The following is a 17,928-nucleotide window of genomic DNA, read 5'->3' on the forward strand; positions in this document are numbered from 1 at the left end:
GGGAATTGATCGAAGGATCAATTTTTCTGGTAAAGATCTTTATACAACCGACTCTCAAAACGCACGAGAGGAACGCGTCGGCTCCGTTGTTGGTTTTGTGGTACCGCATAGGCAGAGATAAACTGTACGAAAGCAACGCGTTGCCCACTAGCCGTCGTGATAAAGCCTGCTAAGTTATAGACGCCTTGTAAAGCCCCTGTTTTAGCTGAAACTTTGCCATTCACACCGGCTTCATCTAAGCCGCCACGGTAACGTAATGTACCGTCATGTCCTGCAAGAGGCAGCATAGAGATAAAATCAAGTTGCTGATCGTTTTTAGCGATAAATTGTAGAATTTCCATCATTGTCGTCGGCGTGATCAGGTTATGGCGGGATAAACCAGAGCCATCGACCATAACGGTATTACCTAAATCGATGCCCGCTTTTTGTTTTAAAACCTGCCTAACAGCATCCGACCCCGAGCGCCACGTACCGGGAACACCGTAATAGTCTCGACCAATAGTACGAAAGACAGTATCAGCAATCATATTGTCTGATTTTTTCAACATCACCTTCAATAGGTCATGCAGCGGCTGAGATTCGGTTTTGACGAGGACCTGCGATTGTGCCGTTGGTTGGGTACGCTTTTTGACATGCCCTGTTAGCGCTATGCCCGCATTTTGCAGTTCATTTTTAACAATAGCGCCGGAATAGCTTGCGCCATTTTGTACCGCAAAGGCAAGGGGGAGAGGTTCACTACGTTGTGATAGACAGCCTGTTAACGTGTAGCGATTTAGCTCGCCAGGAACCACATCCAGTTCACAATAACGCCCTTCAGGGTCTCCCTTGGCTAATGTTTTAACCTCACTGAACATATTGACGGGGTAGAAACTGGCTGCCTTGATATAAGCCATATCCCCTATTTTTTGAGCGGGATAGAGTGAAACAGAAAAACAGTTTCTATCGATAATGGCTGCGGCAGGCGGCGCACTAAAGCATTGCGTCATATCGTTCCATACCCAGCCCGGCGCTTTATCATGGCTAGTAAATGCCGAAATATCGACAATTAAATCACCTTCAACTTTGTGGATACCAATCTGTTTCAGCGCATTGACCATATTGCGGATTTGCTGGCGTGTGAGTGTTGGGTCGCCGCTAAAGCGGATAACGAGGTCGCCCGTTAGCGTATTGTTGTTTAATTTTGCATTGGTTTCGAAATTCGTCACAAAACGGTAATCAGGACCAAGCTGTAGCAAAGCCGCGAGGGCAGTGACGACTTTTTGGGTACTTGCAGGCAGTGCCATTTGCTGCGCATTGTAATCAATAATGGGGGTGTCACTACCGACTTTTTGCGCAACCAGAGCGAGGTTAGTACCATCGGGTAAATATTGCTTATAATCATCAATTGGAATGGCAAATGCTTGTCCTGTGGTGAAGACAAGTCCTAAAGTGATGATCCATTTTCTGGTAAGTGTTAATAACGGCATAAATTTCACGCATTAGGGTAGACATACTGTACATACTAAAGTGTAATGCCTGAAAAAGTAAACGATGACCCGCTATTAACTCTACGTTAGAATGGTTAGCATTGTGATAAGATAAGTGTGTGAATGGGTTTTAAAGACACATTCACAGCCTGTGTATTGTTTGAGCCTCCCCATTAACCATGGGGCGGTTCAGTGTACTGTTGTTACAAAAATCAGGAAGATACTTATTTTTAGATAGGATTGAAACAGAGGTATTTATCAATGAAACAGATTCCAATGACGGTATTGGGTGCAGATAAGTTACGAGAAGAGCTCGATTATCTTAAATCTGTCCGCCGCCCGGAAATTATTGCAGCGATTGCGGAAGCCCGCGAACACGGTGACTTGAAAGAGAACGCAGAATATCATGCCGCTCGCGAACAACAGGGCTTTTGTGAAGGCCGAATTCAAGAAATTGAATCCAAGCTTTCCCATGCTCAGGTTATTGACGTCACGAAAATGACAAACAATGGTCGTGTGATTTTTGGTGCGACAGTTACTGTGTTGAATGTTGATACGGATGAAGAGCTGACTTATCGCATTGTGGGTGATGATGAAGCAGATATTAAAATCAATCTGATTTCCGTTAACTCACCGATTGCACGCGGCTTGATCGGTAAAGAACAGGATGATGTTGTCACTATCAAAACGCCCGGTGGCGACGTTGAGTTCGAAATTCTTAAAGTTGAGTATATCTGATTCCTATTTGCCTGAATTGGTTATATTATTTTACTGTATTAGCGAAAAAGGCCGCTGGCGGCCTTTTTCTTCATATAAAAGCTGCCTTCAATGGCATTTTTATATAAATTAAGGGTGATTATTTAGGTAAAATAATTTTGCGCTCATCCGATGGACGGTAGAGAACAAGTATCTTGCCTATAATTTGTACATTAACAGCACCTGTTTCGCGAACGATCGCTGCGGCGATCAAATTTTTAGTTTCGCGATCTTCGCCTGCGATTTTGACTTTGATAAGCTCATGATGTGCTAATGAAAGTTCAATCTCAGCTAAAACACCCTCAGTTAACCCATTGTTACCAATCATAACAACTGGGTTGAGGTGATGAGCGAGGCTTTTCAGGTGTTGGATTTGTTTTTTATTAAGATTCATCGATTTTTTGCTTCGTTAGTATTGAAAATGGCTTATTCTACCGCCATCTGATATCTATCACCATCAATTATATTTATCGGATGGTAAAGAAGTAACAATGAACACCCAAAATAATTCGAATTACATGCAGTGGTATCATCAACGTTCATGTAGGCCGAAAAATGATGGGGATAGATGTGCTCTATTTAGTATAGTTGGAAAATGCAATGGCCAATAAAAAACGTTCGGCAAGCTCTAGTCGCTGGTTGCAAGAACATTTTAGTGATAAATATGTTCAACAAGCACAAAAAAAAGGGCTTCGCTCACGTGCATGGTTTAAACTGGATGAAATCCAGCAAAGTGATAAAATTTTTAAACCAGGTATGACCGTTGTTGATTTGGGGGCAGCACCCGGAGGCTGGTCACAGTATGTGGTTAGTCAAATAGGCCATAATGGCCGGGTGATTGCTTGTGATATTTTACCGATGGACCCGATTGTTGGCGTTGATTTCCTTCAAGGAGATTTTCGTGAAGAAGCAGTGCTAGCTGCACTGTTAGAGCGGGTTGGAGATAAAAAAGTCCAGGTGGTCATGTCTGACATGGCTCCCAATATGAGTGGGACTCCCGCGGTCGATATACCTCGGTCGATGTATTTGGTTGAGTTAGCATTGGATATGTGCCGTGCTGTGCTGGCTCCTGGGGGCAGTTTTATTGTTAAAGTGTTTCAGGGGGAAGGCTTTGACGAGTACCTCAGGGATATCCGTTCCCTATTTACGAAAGTAAAAGTTCGTAAACCCGAATCTTCGCGGGCACGATCGCGTGAAGTATACATTGTAGCGACAGGGCTAAAACTGTAGTACCCTGAACGTTATTTGTTAACACAGTTGTAATATGAGGTTAATCCCTTGAGTGACATGGCGAAAAACCTGATTCTCTGGTTAGTCATCGCAGTTGTTCTGATGTCCTTGTTCCAGAGTTTTGGCCCAAGCGATTCGAATAATCGCAGAGTTGATTATTCTACGTTTATCAATGAGTTAGCCCAGGATCAGGTACGTGAAGTTCGTATCACAGGTCGTGAATTAAACGTCAGAAAGGCTGATAATAGCCGTTATACAACTTATCTTCCTATGCAGGATGAGAAGCTGTTAGACACGTTGCTAAATAAGCACGTAACTGTCGTTGGTGAGCCACCAGAAGAACCTAGCTTTCTGCAAACTATCTTTATTTCCTGGTTCCCAATGCTTCTGCTGATCGGTGTCTGGATCTTCTTTATGCGCCAAATGCAAGGCGGTGGCGGTAAAGGAGCAATGTCATTCGGTAAAAGCAAAGCTCGAATGCTAACGGAAGATCAAATCAAAACGACTTTTGCCGATGTTGCTGGCTGTGATGAAGCAAAAGAAGAAGTTGGTGAAATTGTTGATTTTCTACGTGAACCAGCTCGTTTCCAGAAGTTGGGAGGTAAAATACCAAAAGGCGTCCTGATGGTAGGTCCTCCAGGTACAGGTAAAACTTTGCTTGCTAAAGCAATTGCCGGTGAAGCCAAAGTACCATTTTTTACGATTTCAGGTTCTGACTTTGTTGAAATGTTTGTCGGTGTTGGTGCATCGCGTGTTCGTGATATGTTCGAACAAGCGAAAAAAGCAGCACCTTGTATTATCTTTATCGATGAAATCGATGCGGTTGGTCGTCAACGTGGCGCTGGTTTAGGTGGTGGTCACGATGAGCGTGAACAGACTCTGAACCAAATGCTGGTTGAGATGGACGGTTTTGAAGGCAATGAGGGTATTATTGTTATTGCGGCAACAAACCGTGCTGATGTTTTGGACCCTGCATTATTACGTCCAGGCCGTTTTGACCGTCAGGTTATGGTAGGCTTACCAGATGTACGCGGTCGTGAACAAATATTAAAAGTTCACATGCGTCGTGTTCCTATTGATCCTGCTGTTGATACAGCCATCCTTGCTAGAGCAACGCCTGGGTTCTCCGGTGCTGAATTGGCAAACCTAGTGAATGAAGCAGCCCTGTTTGCGGCTCGTGCCAACAAACGCGTTGTTTCAATGGTTGAGTTTGAAAAAGCTAGGGATAAAGTATGGCTGGGGGCTGAACATCGTTCTTTGATGATGACAGAAGAACAAAAAGAAGCTACCGCGTATCACGAAGCAGGCCATGCAATTGTTGGTTATCTGATGCCTGAGCATGACCCTGTGCATAAAGTGACGATTATCCCTCGTGGGGGTGCATTGGGCGTTACTTTCTATCTACCTGAAGGCGACCAAGTCAGTGCAAGCCGTCAGAAATTAGAAGGGAATATCGCTAGCACATACGGTGGTCGTATTGCAGAAGAGTTAATTTATGGTCATGACAAAGTCTCTACAGGGGCGTCAGGCGATATTCAGCAAGCAACCAACACCGCTAGAAAAATGGTGACTCAGTGGGGCTTCTCTGAGAAGTTAGGGCCAGTACTGTATGCTGACGAGGAAGGGCCTGCATTTTTAGGTCGCTCGGGGCACAGCTCGACTTATTCGGATGAAACTGCTCGCATTATTGATGAAGAGATTAAAGCAATTATTGAGCGCGCTTACCAAGTCGCCTATAAAACGCTGACAGACAATATGGATATTCTGCATGCTATGAAAGATGCATTATTGAAATATGAAACCATTGATATGCCAATGATTGATGATTTGATGAATCGTCGTCCTGTACGCGAACCGGCGGGCTGGGATGAAGACAAAAAAGTCAACAATGTAACGGGTTCTTTTGGTGCTGCGGTTAATACATCAAAACCTGAAACAACGACTGAAAAACCTCAATCTGAAGAGCCAAAAAACAGTAATGATGAATCTCATTCATCAGACAATACAAACGATAACAAACCACAATAAGCTATCGTTAAGTGATATGGAAAAACCCCAGTTCTCTGGGGTTTTTTACGTTAAGGTGAAATAACGATGAAAATTAGAGCAAGGGCTTGTGAACTCGATCTATCCACACCAAAAGTGATGGGGATTTTGAATGTTACTCCTGATTCATTTTCAGATGGTGGCACTCATAATCGTTATCATGACGCATTGGAACATGCCGCTAAGATGGTGAATGAAGGGGCATCGATTATTGATATTGGCGGTGAATCGACGCGTCCGGGAGCGGCAGAGGTTTCTGTCAATGAAGAACTCGATAGAGTTATTCCAATTGTGGAAGCCATTGCACAGCGTTTTGATGTGTGGATTTCTGTTGATACCTCAAAAGCGGAAGTGATGTCAGAAGCCGCAAAAGCAGGTATGCACCTAATCAATGATATTCGCTCATTACATGAGCCAGGAGCCATTGAAGTTGCGGCACAAAGTGGCTTACCCGTTTGTATTATGCATATGCAAGGTCAGCCAAGAACCATGCAAGATGCGCCTAATTATGAAAATGTTGTAGCAGATATTAAAGCTTATTTTGATGCTGAAATTGCGCGTTGTGTCGCGGCAGGTATCGATAAACAGCAGATAATACTCGATCCCGGTTTTGGTTTTGGTAAAAACCTGTCACATAATTATCAACTGTTGGCAAATTTGGATCAGTTTCATGATTTCGGACTACCGCTATTGGCAGGAATGTCTCGTAAATCTATGATTGGAAACTTATTGAATGTTCCACCACAAGAAAGGCTTGTGGGAAGTATTGCTTGCGCAACTATCGCAGCGATGCAAGGCGCACAGATTATTCGTGTACATGATGTCAAAGAGACCGTACAAGCAATGCAGATCGTTCAGATGACTCTGTCAGAAAAGGAAAAGTTAGCGTATGAGTAACCGTAAATATTTTGGTACTGATGGTATTCGTGGCAAAGTGGGTGACAGCCCAATCACGCCTGATTTTGTATTAAAATTAGGCTGGGCAGCAGGGAAAGTTCTTGCTCGCCATGGCTCACGAAAAATTATTATTGGTAAAGATACGCGTATCTCCGGTTATATGTTGGAGTCATCTTTAGAAGCGGGTCTAGCGGCTGCGGGTTTATCTGCGTCATTTACTGGCCCAATGCCAACACCTGCCGTAGCTTATCTGACACGTACTTTCCGCGCTGAGGCGGGGATTGTAATTTCTGCGTCTCATAACCCTTATGATGATAATGGGATTAAATTCTTCTCGATTGATGGGACTAAATTGCCTGATGAAGTCGAAGAAGCGATAGAAGCGGAGATGGAAAAACCAATCACATGTGTTGAATCCGCAGAGCTAGGTCGCGCAAACCGTATTGTTGATGCTGCGGGTCGTTATATTGAATTTTGTAAGGGCACTTTCCCTAGTGAACAAAGCCTCTCTAGCCTAAAAGTCGTTATCGACTGTGCTAATGGCGCAACTTACCATATTGCACCGAATGTATTTCGTGAGTTAGGGGCTGAAGTCATCGCGATTGGCTGTGAACCTAATGGGATCAACATTAATGAGAAGTGTGGCGCTACGGATGTTCGCATGCTACAAGAGCGTGTGCTTGCAGAAAAAGCGGATGTGGGGCTAGCCTTTGATGGTGATGGTGACCGTTTGATTATGGTTGACCATGAAGGTAATAAAGTCGATGGTGACCAAATTCTCTATATCATTGCGCGTGAAGCATTACGTCAAGGTCAATTAAAAGGTGGTGTTATCGGCACGCTGATGAGCAATATGGGGTTAGAAATCGCTCTGAAACAACTTGGCATTCCTTTTGAGCGCGCAAAAGTGGGGGATCGCTATGTACTTGAGAAGCTCCAAGAAAAAGGTTGGAGAATGGGGGCTGAAAACTCAGGTCATATTATCTTATTAGATAAAACGACGACGGGTGACGGTATTGTGGCTGGTCTGCAAGTACTCAGTGCGATGGTTCGTAACCAAATGAGTTTGCATGACTTATGCAGTGGCATGAAACTGTTACCGCAAGTATTGGTTAACGTACGCTTTTCTGGCTCACATGACCCATTACAAAGTGAAGCTGTATTGGCCGCGAGTGAGCAAGTCGAGAAAGAGTTGGCAGGCAAAGGTCGTGTTCTGCTGAGAAAATCAGGTACAGAACCTTTGATTCGAGTCATGGTCGAAGGTGAAAATGAAGCTGACGTTTTGGCGATGGCTAACCGCATTGCTGATGCAGTAAAAGCGGCAGGTTAATCATTTTAACGATAGGATCGTTTAAAAATAAGGCACTAACTGAGAGCCTGACAAAATTGCCCATCCCGAGTTCATTTGCTGTTTTTTTCCGCAAATGAACTCAGGAAATGAAATTTGGCTTGCTTGTCGGCTCAGCTTTGGTTAGTATTCGCACCTGCTTAATCCCGTAAAGGTCATACTTAAGCGGCAAATAAGCGGGTGTGCAGTATTATAGGTCATAGTGGTTACACTATGTTCCGCAAACTGAATAGGTAACTCAAATGTACATAGCTCTTTTAATTGTTTTCTTGTTGGTAGCTATCGGCCTGATTGGTCTGATCATGTTACAACAAGGTAAAGGTGCTGACATGGGTGCGTCATTCGGTGCGGGTGCCTCTGCAACACTGTTTGGTTCATCGGGTTCTGGTAACTTCATGACTCGTATGACTGGAATCTTGGCTGCTGTATTTTTCATTATCAGTTTGATCCTTGGCAATATGACTGCCAATAAATATGGAACTGGTAGCAAATGGGAAAATATTAGTGAACCGGCAAAAGTCGAGCAACCAACAGACGTTCCGGCAGCACCAGCAACACCAACGAGCGATATCCCTCGTTAAGTGTTAAAGATTCCGGATGAAGGCATTTAAGCCATCATCAATAAAGTAAAAAAGAATTTGAGGTTATTGTTAAGTTATTCATCAATAACCTCGCCTCAGTGCCGAGGTGGTGAAATTGGTATACACGCTACCTTGAGGTGGTAGTGCCTACAAAACGGGCGTACGGGTTCAAGTCCCGTCCTCGGCACCATTATTTAAGATAACTTGTGCTCTACAGGTTATTTGTGTAGAATATGTCACGTTTTCGAACGCGGGATGGAGCAGCTTGGTAGCTCGTCGGGCTCATAACCCGAAGGTCGTCGGTTCAAATCCGGCTCCCGCAACCAATTCTTAGTCAGCATATCTTATCAGATGTATTTATCGGAAATTCTCATCGATTTATCACGGTTTTAAAGATATACTAAGAACATGGTGAACCCGTTGGCACTACAGGGTCCAGTTTCATAAAGCCCCGAAATTTCGGGGTTTTTTGTTATTTGACAATCGAATTAACTGGGCTTTTATAGCCCTTTTTTTATGTCTGGGGGTGGGCTTGTCCACATTAGAACAAAAATTGACAGAGATGATTTCAGCACCGGTGGAAGCACTTGGCTTTGAATTTGTAGGCTTAGAGTTTGTCCGTGCTCGTACATCGACATTGCGTGTTTTCATTGATAGTGAAGAAGGCATCACTGTTGATGATTGTGCTGATGTCAGCCATCAGGTGAGTGCAGTATTGGATGTCGAAGATCCAATCTCTGTGGTCTATAACCTAGAAATATCGTCACCAGGGCTAGAACGCCCACTGTTCACTGTCGCACATTATGAGCGTTTTGTCGGTGAAGAGGTGGCACTGACTTTACGCATTGCGATGCAGAACCGCCGTAGATGGCAAGGCATTATAAAAGCTGTCGAAGGTGAAATGATAACGGTTACTGTGGATGGTAAGGATGAAGTGTTCGCCCTTGGCAACATCCAGAAAGCTAACTTGGTACCCCACTTTTAATTAAGTTCAATGAGGCAACTAGGATGAACAAAGAAATTCTGGCTGTTGTAGAAGCGGTTTCTAACGAAAAATCCCTCCCTCGTGAAAAAATCTTCGAGGCACTGGAAACGGCACTAGCGACAGCAACCAAAAAGAAATATGAGCAAGAAATTGACGTTCGTGTCGAAATCGATCGCAAATCCGGTGATTTTGATACCTTCCGTCGTTGGCTGATCGTTGAAGATGTAACGATGCCAACACGTGAAATTACGTTAGAAGCAGCACAATTTGAAAACCCAGAGCTAAAACTGGGCGAATACGTTGAAGACCAAATCGAGTCCGTTGCTTTCGACCGTATTACAACCCAAACTGCAAAACAAGTGATCGTACAGAAAGTACGTGAAGCGGAACGTGCGATGGTGGTTGATCAATTCCGTGAGCAACAAGGTGAGATCATCACCGCTCAAGTTAAGAAAGTAAACCGTGAAAATATCACGTTAGATCTTGGTAACAATGCTGAAGCGGTGATCTTACGAGAAGATATGTTACCGCGTGAAAACTTCCGTCCAGGTGACCGCATCCGTGGAGTCCTGTATGATGTTCGTCCGGAAGCACGTGGCGCACAACTTTTTGTTACCCGTTCTCGCCCAGAAATGTTGGTTGAATTATTCCGCATTGAAGTGCCAGAAATTGGTGAAGAAATTATTGAAATCAAAGCCGCTGCTCGTGATCCGGGTTCTCGCGCTAAGATCGCAGTAAAAACTAACGATAAGCGTATTGACCCGGTCGGTGCGTGCGTTGGTATGCGTGGCGCGCGAGTTCAAGCTGTTTCTAGTGAGCTAGGCGGCGAGCGAATTGATATTGTGTTATGGGATGATAACCCAGCTCAATTCGTGATTAATGCAATGGCTCCGGCTGATGTGGCATCTATTGTGGTTGATGAAGACAAATGTACAATGGATGTTGCCGTAGAAAGCAGTAACTTAGCTCAGGCGATTGGTCGTAACGGCCAAAATGTGCGCTTAGCAGCACAGTTACTGAAAAAACACCGTGGTGATGACAAATGGGAATTGAATGTCATGACTGCAGAAGAGCTGAATGCAAAACATCAGGCAGAAGCGCATGCTTCTATTGACACATTCACTAAGCATCTTGACATTGATGAAGAGTTCGCCACTGCACTTGTTGAAGAAGGCTTCTCGACGTTAGAAGAACTGGCCTACGTGCCTATCAAAGAGCTTCTGGAAATTGACGGTTTAGATGAAGAAACTGTTGAAGTTCTACGTGAAAGAGCGAAAGCGGCCCTCACTACGATTGAATTGGCTCAAAAAGAGAGTCTAGGTGATAACCAGCCGGCAGAAGATTTATTGAATCTGGATGGTATGGATAATACTCTGGCCTATAATTTGGCTATTCGCGGTATCTGTACACTGGAAGATCTTGCTGAGCAGGGCATCGACGACCTGATTGATATCGAGGGTCTGGATGGTGAGAAGGCAGGTGCACTCATCATGGCCGCACGTAATATTTGCTGGTTCGGTAACGATGCGTAAACACTGTAGCAGGAAGGAACGGCATGACAGAAACTGTAAAATCATTGGCAGCAGAAATTCAAACCACAGTTGAACGCCTGGTACAGCAATTTGCTGAAGCAGGGATCAAAAAAGGTGAGAATGACTCTGTTAGTCAGGCAGAAAAAGAAACATTGCTGGGGCACTTGAATCGTGAGCAAGGCGGTTCAGCGAGCCAGCCAAGTAAGTTAACATTGCAACGTAAAACACGTAGTACGTTGAGTGTTCCAGTCACCGGTGGTAAGAGCAAATCGGTAAATGTAGAAGTCCGCAAAAAACGCACTTATGTGAACCGCGACGCTGAGCAAGCGCAAGCGGAAGAGCAGGCGAAGCGTGAAGCGGAAGAGCAAGCACGGCGCGAAGCTGAAGAACTGGCTAAACGTGAAGCAGAAGCAAAACGTATCGCAGAAGAAAATGCGAAGCGTGAAGCGGAAGCAAAGCGTGCAGCCGAAGAGAAAGCAAAACGTGAAGCAGCTGAGAAAGCTACGCGCGAAGTAGCGGAAAGAGAAAAAGTGAAATCAAGCGAAAATCATCAAAAAGCTGGCAAAGCCGGTGAGACCAACTCTGAAAAACAGCGCCGTGAAGCTGAAGCAGCAGCTCTGAAGCGTAAAGTTGAAGAAGAAACTCAACGTAAAGTTGAAGCAGAAGCGAGACGTGTCGCAGAAGAGGCTCGCAAAATGGCAGAAGAAAACAACGAAAAATGGAACAATGATTCCAGAATCGACGACGATAGTGACTATCACACGACGACTTCTCGCCATGCTCGTGCAGCGGAAGATGAAAGCGACGAAAAAGAAGAAGGTCGTCGTTCTCGTAACCGTAGTGCGAAAGCGCCTCGCCAAAAGAAAGGCAATAAGCTTTCTGAAAAAGCCGATCGTGAAGAAGAACGCGCTGCTGGCCGCTCTAATCGCGTCAAAGGTAAACAACGTAAAGGTAGTTCACTGCAACAGAGCTTTAACAAGCCTGCGGCAGCAGTAAACCGTGACGTGGTTATCGGTGAAACGATCACTGTTGGTGAACTCGCTAACAAAATGGCGGTGAAAGGTTCACAAGTGATTAAAACAATGATGAAGATGGGCGCGATGGCGACTATCAACCAAGTCATTGACCAAGAAACTGCGCAGCTTGTTGCAGAAGAGATGGGGCACAAAGTTATCCTTCGTCGCGAAAATGAGCTAGAAGAAGCGGTAATGAATGACCGTGATACGGGTTCAGCAGTTGAAGAGCCACGTGCACCGGTTGTTACCATCATGGGTCACGTTGACCATGGTAAAACATCACTGCTTGACTATATTCGTTCAACGAAAGTCGCTTCAGGCGAAGCAGGTGGTATCACTCAGCACATCGGTGCTTACCATGTGAAAACTGATAAAGGGATGATCACCTTCTTAGATACTCCGGGTCACGCCGCGTTTACGTCAATGCGTGCTCGTGGTGCTCAGGCGACGGATATCGTTGTTCTGGTTGTTGCAGCAGACGATGGTGTGATGCCACAAACTATCGAAGCCATCCAACACGCAAAAGCGGCGGGTGTGCCTATCGTTGTTGCTGTGAACAAAATTGATAAACCAGAAGCGGATCCAGATCGTGTAAGAAATGAGCTGTCACAATACGGTGTTATTTCTGAAGATTGGGGTGGTGATACTCAGTTTATTAGCGTATCGGCGAAAAAAGGTACCGGTATCGATGAGCTGCTTGATGCTATCTTGCTACAAGCAGAAGTCCTCGAGCTGAAAGCAGTTTACGCAGGTATGGCAAGCGGTGTTGTTGTTGAATCTTACCTTGATAAAGGTCGTGGTCCAGTTGCAACGATTCTTGTTCAAGAAGGTACGCTCAACAAAGGCGATATTGTTCTTTGTGGTTTTGAATACGGCCGTATTCGTGCAATGCGTAACGAACTCGGTAAAGAAGTTCAATCTGCTGGCCCATCAATGCCTGTTGAGATTTTAGGTCTATCCAATGTTCCATCCGCAGGTGATGAAGCAACCGTTGTTCGTGACGAGAAAAAAGCACGTGAAGTTGCATTGTATCGCCAAGGTAAATTCCGCGATGTGAAATTGGCTCGCCAACAGAAATCTAAACTGGAAAACATGTTTGCTAACATGGAAGAAGGTAAAGTTTCTGAACTGAACATTGTTCTAAAAACCGACGTTCAAGGTACTTGTGAAGCGATTACTGACTCACTGTTAAAACTATCGACTGATGAAGTTAAAATCAAAATCATCGGTTCTGGTGTGGGTGGTATTACCGAAACTGACGCAACTCTGGCTGCGGCATCGAATGCGATCATTCTTGGCTTTAACGTTCGTGCTGACGCATCTGCTCGCCGCGTTATTGAGAGTGAAAGTGTTGATTTACGTTACTACTCCGTCATCTATAGCTTGATTGATGAAATCAAACAAGCGATGAGCGGTATGTTAGCACCTGAATACAAACAGCAAATCATGGGTCTTGCAGAAGTCCGTGACGTCTTTAAATCACCGAAGTTTGGTGCTATCGCTGGTTGTATGGTGACAGAAGGTACTATCAAGCGTAATAACCCAATCCGTGTTCTGCGTGATAACGTGGTTATTTACGAAGGTGAGCTGGAGTCACTGCGCCGCTTTAAAGATGACGTCAACGAAGTCCGTAATGGTATGGAGTGTGGTATCGGTGTTAAGAACTACAACGATGTCCGTGTTGGCGATATGATTGAAGTCTTTGAAGTGATTGAAGTTAAACGTTCGATTGACGGTTAATTTCTTTTATACCCGCGAAGGGAGCATATCGCTTATCACGGGTATCCATAGCTTTGTATTTATTGGGGGGCAATAGCCCCCCAAAATGTCAGGAGATATAACGATGGCAAGAGAATTTAGTCGTTCTCAGCGCGTAGCCCAAGAAATGCAAAAAGAAATTGCGATTATCTTGCAGCGTGAAGTTAAAGATCCCCGCATTGGCATGGCAACTGTTTCAGGTGTCGAGCTATCAAGAGACTTGGCTTATGGTAAAGTTTTCGTGACTTTCCTTAACATTTCTCATGAAGAACATGAGTCTCAAATGGTTCAAGATGGCATTAAAGCGCTCAATGAAGCTTCTGGCTTTATTCGTTCTTTGCTAGGAAAAGCGATGCGTTTACGCGTTATTCCAGAGTTAACGTTCTCTTACGATAGCTCATTGGTTGACGGTATGCGTATGTCTAACTTAGTTTCCAATGTTATTCGTAATGATGAAATGCGTCGTGCGAACGCGGATGATAAAGAGGAAAAATAATGGGGCGTCGTCGTAGCGGCCGTGACATACATGGCGTTTTGCTGCTGGATAAACCCACTGATATTTCTTCAAACGATGCGCTGCAAAAAGTGCGGCGCTTCTTCAATGCAAATAAAGCGGGTCACACGGGAGCGTTAGATCCACTTGCAACAGGGATGCTCCCTGTTTGTCTCGGTGAAGCAACCAAGTTTTCTCAATTTTTACTCGACTCAGACAAGCGTTATCGTGTGATTGCCCGTCTAGGACAACGTACTGACACTTCGGATTCCCATGGTCAAATCATCAGTGAGCGTAACGTTGAGTTTACACAAGCTCAGCTTGATGAGGCATTAGCGCATTTTCGTGGTGATACATTGCAAGTGCCATCAATGTATTCGGCACTAAAACATCAAGGGAAACCTTTGTATGAGTATGCGCGTAAAGGGATCACCGTTGAGCGGGAAGCACGGCCTATCACAGTGTATGAGTTACAGTTTATTCGTTTAGAAAATAATGAACTGGAACTGGAAATTCACTGCTCTAAAGGTACTTATATTCGTACCATTATTGACGATTTAGGTGAGATGTTAGGTTGTGGTGCACATGTCATTTACCTACGACGCTTGCAGGTAGCAAACTACCCTTATGCGCGGATGGTGACATTAGAGCAGCTCGCCGCATTAAGAGCGCAAGTTGATGAAGGCAATGGCACTTTTGAATCGCTGCTCGACCCTTTATTGTTGCCGATGGATACTGCGGTGGTGCATTTTCCTGCCGTTAATTTGACAGAAGAAACGGCGGCATACTTTAAGCAGGGCCAGCCTGTTAGGGCGAATATTGGTCAATTAGCGGAAGGCACCATGGTTCGCGTGACTTGTGGTACTGCTGAACGTTTTATTGGCATTGCGTTGATCAGTGAAGATATGCGGGTTGCTCCTCGGCGTTTAGTTGTTGAAAATGAATAATCCGCATGGCGGCACTTATTGCTTTGCGACTATAAGCAGCGTAGAATAGCGGCGCTTAATCTGTGAGATGCTAAATTAGAGATTGGCTCTCATTACATACATTTATACATTTGGAGTTTAATATGTCTCTAAGTACTGAAGCTAAAGCAAAAATCGTTGCTGAATTCGGCCGCGATGCTAACGACACTGGTTCAAGCGAAGTGCAAATCGCTTTGTTGACCGCTCAAATCAACCATCTGCAAAGCCACTTTGCAGAGCACAAAAAAGATCACCACAGCCGTCGTGGTCTGCTGCGTATGGTTGCTCAGCGTCGTAGATTGCAAGCTTATCTGAAAAGCAAAGATATCGCGCGTTACACCGCTCTTATCGAGCGTCTGGGTCTGCGTCGTTAATCGAGTCAGTTTCAGTGGAAAGGGGCCTAATGGCCCCTTTTCTTCTAAAAGTTATATTTAAAGTTGAAGTAAGACTCGAATTATACTTAACTTAAATGCTAAGCTATGATTCGTAATTAATTGTTTTATTAACGCCTCTTCAGCTACACCGATTCGCGCGGCTAATGAGAAAATTGATCATTTGAATATCTGTCTTCTCATTAGTCGCGAGGCTGTAGTTAGGAAGAGAAAGCCAATGCCACGAGAGAGAGTCGAGTGGCCTAAAATAAAGGGTACTATTTTGTTAAATCCTATCGTACGCAAATTTCAATACGGTCAACATACCGTATCCATTGAAACCGGCATGATAGCGCGTCAAGCGACTGCCGCTGTTATGGTAAACATGGATGATACAGCCGTTTTCGTGACCGCGGTTGCTCAGAAAAAAGTTAAAGAAGGCCAAGACTTCTTCCCTCTGACCGTTAACTACCAAGAGCGCTCTTATGCTGCTGGTCGTATTCCAGGCAGTTTCTTCCGTCGTGAAGGCCGCCCTGGTGAAGGTGAAACGCTGATCGCGCGTCTTATTGACCGCCCATTACGCCCTCTGTTCCCAGAAGGTTTCCTGAACGAAATCCAAATCATCGCAACTGTTGTTTCTGTTAACCCACAAGTTAACCCGGATATTGTTGCTATGATCGGTGCATCGGCTGCATTGGCGTTGTCTGGTGTTCCTTTTAATGGCCCAATTGGTGCGGCACGTGTTGGTTTTATCAATGACCAATATGTTCTGAACCCAACAGCAGATGAGCTAAAATTAAGCCGCCTTGATTTAGTGGTAGCAGGAACAGAAAGCGCAGTTCTGATGGTTGAGTCAGAAGCGGATCTGTTAAGCGAAGAGCAAATGCTGGGTGCCGTTGTTTTTGGTCATGATCAACAACAAATCGTGATTCAAGAAATCAATGAGTTAGTTAAAGAAGCAGGTAAAGAAAAATGGGATTGGCAACCAGAGCCAGTTAACCAAGCTTTACGTGATAAAGTTGCAGCGCTGGCTGAAAGCCGTATGGGTGATGCTTATCGTATCACTGAAAAACAAGAGCGTTATGAGCAAGTTGACCTGATCAAAGAAGAAGTCACAGCAGCAATCGTGGCTGAAGATGAAAATGTCGACGTAGCTGAAGTTGCTGACATTCTAGCGAACCTAGAAAAACAAGTTGTTCGTAGCCGTGTCATTCGTGGTGAGCCACGTATTGATGGTCGTGAAAAAGACATGGTTCGTGCGCTGGATGTACGCACTAGCGTTCTGCCACGTACTCACGGTTCTGCGCTATTTACCCGTGGTGAAACTCAGGCATTAGTCACTGCAACACTGGGTACTGAACGTGATGCACAGGTTATTGACCAGTTAATGGGCGAATATACTGACCGCTTCTTGTTCCACTATAACTTCCCTCCATACTCTGTTGGTGAAACAGGTATGGTTGGTTCGCCTAAGCGTCGTGAAATTGGTCATGGTCGTTTAGCGAAACGCGGTGTGATGGCGGTCATGCCTGATCATGCTGATTTCCCATACACTGTTCGTGTTGTATCTGAAATCACTGAATCAAACGGTTCATCATCAATGGCGTCGGTTTGTGGTGCTTCTTTAGCACTGATGGATGCAGGTGTACCAATTAAAGCAGCGGTTGCAGGTATTGCTATGGGTCTGGTTAAAGAAGGCGATGATTTCGTCGTACTTTCTGACATCCTTGGTGATGAAGACCATTTAGGCGATATGGACTTTAAAGTCGCAGGTAGCCGTGATGGTATCAGCGCACTGCAAATGGATATTAAAATCGAAGGTATTACTCGCGAAATCATGCAAGTTGCATTGAACCAAGCAAAAGGTGCTCGTCTGCACATCCTAGGTACAATGGAACAAGCGATTAACAGCCCTCGTGATGATATTTCTGAATTTGCACCACGTATTCACACTATCCGCATTAATCCAGATAAGATTAAAGATGTTATCGGTAAAGGTGGTTCGGTTATCCGTGCGCTGACAGAAGAAACTGGCACTACAATCGAAATTGAAGATGATGGTACAGTGAAAATTGCTGCAACTGATGGCTTGAAAGCAAAAGAAGCTATCCGTCGTATCGAAGAAATTACTGCTGAAGTCGAAGTCGGCCGTGTTTACCAAGGTAAAGTTACTCGTATCGTTGACTTTGGTGCGTTCGTTGCTATCGGTGGTGGTAAAGAAGGCTTAGTGCATATTTCTCAAATCGCCGATAAGCGTGTTGAGAAAGTGACTGACTATCTGCAAATGGGTCAAGAAGTTCCTGTTAAGGTGTTGGAAATCGACCGTCAAGGCCGCATCCGCCTGAGCATGAAAGAAGCTGTTGCGACTGAAGAAACTCCAGCACAGCAGCAGGACTCAGCAGAATAGGCTGAATCTAAGCAGCGCCCTATAAGTTAGGGCGCATAGCCGTAATTTGCTGAAATAGTGGTAATGTAAGGGCGGAG

At 44.7% G+C, this 17,928-nt stretch carries 15 protein-coding genes and 2 tRNA genes; 15 read left to right on the plus strand and 2 right to left on the minus strand.

All coding sequences use genetic code 11. From position 1 onward, the window contains the following. Positions 1–17 precede the first annotated feature (17 nt). The gene (gene dacB / locus PR699_RS02535; RefSeq protein WP_004915760.1) at positions 18–1,466 is read right to left on the minus strand and encodes a serine-type D-Ala-D-Ala carboxypeptidase; all 1,449 of its coding nucleotides are present in this window, start codon (positions 1,464–1,466) and stop codon (positions 18–20) included. Between the two features lie 261 nt (positions 1,467–1,727). On the opposite strand from dacB, the gene greA reads away from it, so the two are divergent. Then, on the plus strand, positions 1,728–2,204 hold the full coding sequence (gene greA / locus PR699_RS02540) for a transcription elongation factor GreA (RefSeq protein ID WP_004915763.1): 477 nt from the start codon (positions 1,728–1,730) through the stop codon (positions 2,202–2,204). A 118-nt stretch (positions 2,205–2,322) separates the two neighbouring features. Here the strand turns inward: greA and yhbY are convergent, their stop codons facing one another. Then, positions 2,323–2,616 carry a ribosome assembly RNA-binding protein YhbY gene (gene yhbY, locus PR699_RS02545; RefSeq protein WP_014657324.1) on the minus strand — a complete coding sequence of 98 codons (294 nt, stop codon included), beginning with the start codon at positions 2,614–2,616 and terminating at the stop codon, positions 2,323–2,325. 206 nt (positions 2,617–2,822) lie between these two features. Here yhbY and rlmE point away from each other — a divergent pair, with 206 nt between their 5' ends. The 14 genes from rlmE to pnp all read left to right on the plus strand — a co-directional run bounded on the left by rlmE (position 2,823) and on the right by pnp (position 17,851). Beyond that, positions 2,823–3,452 carry a 23S rRNA (uridine(2552)-2'-O)-methyltransferase RlmE gene (rlmE, locus tag PR699_RS02550; protein ID WP_004915770.1) on the plus strand — a complete coding sequence of 210 codons (630 nt, stop codon included), beginning with the start codon at positions 2,823–2,825 and terminating at the stop codon, positions 3,450–3,452. Between the two features lie 48 nt (positions 3,453–3,500). Then, the gene (ftsH, locus tag PR699_RS02555) at positions 3,501–5,480 is read left to right on the plus strand and encodes an ATP-dependent zinc metalloprotease FtsH (protein WP_127891335.1); all 1,980 of its coding nucleotides are present in this window, start codon (positions 3,501–3,503) and stop codon (positions 5,478–5,480) included. A gap of 66 nt (positions 5,481–5,546) precedes the next feature. Next, the gene (folP, locus tag PR699_RS02560; protein WP_004915787.1) at positions 5,547–6,395 is read left to right on the plus strand and encodes a dihydropteroate synthase; all 849 of its coding nucleotides are present in this window, start codon (positions 5,547–5,549) and stop codon (positions 6,393–6,395) included. After that, entirely contained in the window at positions 6,388–7,725 is a 1,338-nt protein-coding gene (gene glmM, locus PR699_RS02565; RefSeq protein WP_004915791.1) for a phosphoglucosamine mutase, read from the plus strand. Before folP ends, glmM begins: the two co-directional genes overlap by 8 nt. A gap of 260 nt (positions 7,726–7,985) precedes the next feature. After that, on the plus strand, positions 7,986–8,324 hold the full coding sequence (gene secG, locus PR699_RS02570) for a preprotein translocase subunit SecG (protein WP_004915793.1): 339 nt from the start codon (positions 7,986–7,988) through the stop codon (positions 8,322–8,324). A 100-nt stretch (positions 8,325–8,424) separates the two neighbouring features. Then, a tRNA-Leu gene (locus PR699_RS02575) sits at positions 8,425–8,514 on the plus strand. Positions 8,515–8,573: 59 nt separating this feature from the next. Next, positions 8,574–8,650: transfer RNA gene (locus PR699_RS02580), tRNA-Met, on the plus strand. Positions 8,651–8,856: 206 nt separating this feature from the next. After that, a complete protein-coding gene (gene rimP, locus PR699_RS02585; protein WP_014657325.1) occupies positions 8,857–9,309 on the plus strand; it encodes a ribosome maturation factor RimP in 453 nt (150 codons plus the stop codon). A 23-nt stretch (positions 9,310–9,332) separates the two neighbouring features. After that, positions 9,333–10,841: a transcription termination factor NusA gene (gene nusA, locus PR699_RS02590; RefSeq protein WP_004915799.1), complete on the plus strand. Its 1,509-nt coding sequence runs from the start codon at positions 9,333–9,335 to the stop codon at positions 10,839–10,841. A 23-nt stretch (positions 10,842–10,864) separates the two neighbouring features. Next, positions 10,865–13,597 carry a translation initiation factor IF-2 gene (gene infB, locus PR699_RS02595; protein WP_004915802.1) on the plus strand — a complete coding sequence of 911 codons (2,733 nt, stop codon included), beginning with the start codon at positions 10,865–10,867 and terminating at the stop codon, positions 13,595–13,597. A gap of 103 nt (positions 13,598–13,700) precedes the next feature. After that, on the plus strand, positions 13,701–14,111 hold the full coding sequence (gene rbfA / locus PR699_RS02600; RefSeq protein ID WP_014657326.1) for a 30S ribosome-binding factor RbfA: 411 nt from the start codon (positions 13,701–13,703) through the stop codon (positions 14,109–14,111). Continuing rightward, entirely contained in the window at positions 14,111–15,055 is a 945-nt protein-coding gene (gene truB, locus PR699_RS02605; RefSeq protein WP_014657327.1) for a tRNA pseudouridine(55) synthase TruB, read from the plus strand. Before rbfA ends, truB begins: the two co-directional genes overlap by 1 nt. A gap of 122 nt (positions 15,056–15,177) precedes the next feature. After that, a complete protein-coding gene (rpsO, locus tag PR699_RS02610; protein ID WP_004915813.1) occupies positions 15,178–15,447 on the plus strand; it encodes a 30S ribosomal protein S15 in 270 nt (89 codons plus the stop codon). A gap of 280 nt (positions 15,448–15,727) precedes the next feature. Then, on the plus strand, positions 15,728–17,851 hold the full coding sequence (pnp, locus tag PR699_RS02615) for a polyribonucleotide nucleotidyltransferase (protein ID WP_014657328.1): 2,124 nt from the start codon (positions 15,728–15,730) through the stop codon (positions 17,849–17,851). Positions 17,852–17,928: the final 77 nt, after the last annotated feature.

Source organism: Providencia sp. PROV268, assembly GCF_028477805.1.
Classification (GTDB): Bacteria; Pseudomonadota; Gammaproteobacteria; order Enterobacterales; family Enterobacteriaceae; genus Providencia; species Providencia stuartii.

What these genes read in the sequence shown, in the direction of transcription:
- dacB (WP_004915760.1), bottom strand. Translation starts at nt 1,466, where the DNA reads ATGCCGTTATTAACACTTACCAGAAAATGGATCATCACTTTAGGACTT.
- greA (WP_004915763.1), top strand. Translation starts at nt 1,728, where the DNA reads ATGAAACAGATTCCAATGACGGTATTGGGTGCAGATAAGTTACGAGAA.
- yhbY (WP_014657324.1), bottom strand. Translation starts at nt 2,616, where the DNA reads ATGAATCTTAATAAAAAACAAATCCAACACCTGAAAAGCCTCGCTCAT.
- rlmE (WP_004915770.1), top strand. Translation starts at nt 2,823, where the DNA reads ATGGCCAATAAAAAACGTTCGGCAAGCTCTAGTCGCTGGTTGCAAGAA.
- folP (WP_004915787.1), top strand. Translation starts at nt 5,547, where the DNA reads ATGAAAATTAGAGCAAGGGCTTGTGAACTCGATCTATCCACACCAAAA.
- glmM (WP_004915791.1), top strand. Translation starts at nt 6,388, where the DNA reads ATGAGTAACCGTAAATATTTTGGTACTGATGGTATTCGTGGCAAAGTG.
- secG (WP_004915793.1), top strand. Translation starts at nt 7,986, where the DNA reads ATGTACATAGCTCTTTTAATTGTTTTCTTGTTGGTAGCTATCGGCCTG.
- nusA (WP_004915799.1), top strand. Translation starts at nt 9,333, where the DNA reads ATGAACAAAGAAATTCTGGCTGTTGTAGAAGCGGTTTCTAACGAAAAA.
- infB (WP_004915802.1), top strand. Translation starts at nt 10,865, where the DNA reads ATGACAGAAACTGTAAAATCATTGGCAGCAGAAATTCAAACCACAGTT.
- rbfA (WP_014657326.1), top strand. Translation starts at nt 13,701, where the DNA reads ATGGCAAGAGAATTTAGTCGTTCTCAGCGCGTAGCCCAAGAAATGCAA.
- truB (WP_014657327.1), top strand. Translation starts at nt 14,111, where the DNA reads ATGGGGCGTCGTCGTAGCGGCCGTGACATACATGGCGTTTTGCTGCTG.
- rpsO (WP_004915813.1), top strand. Translation starts at nt 15,178, where the DNA reads ATGTCTCTAAGTACTGAAGCTAAAGCAAAAATCGTTGCTGAATTCGGC.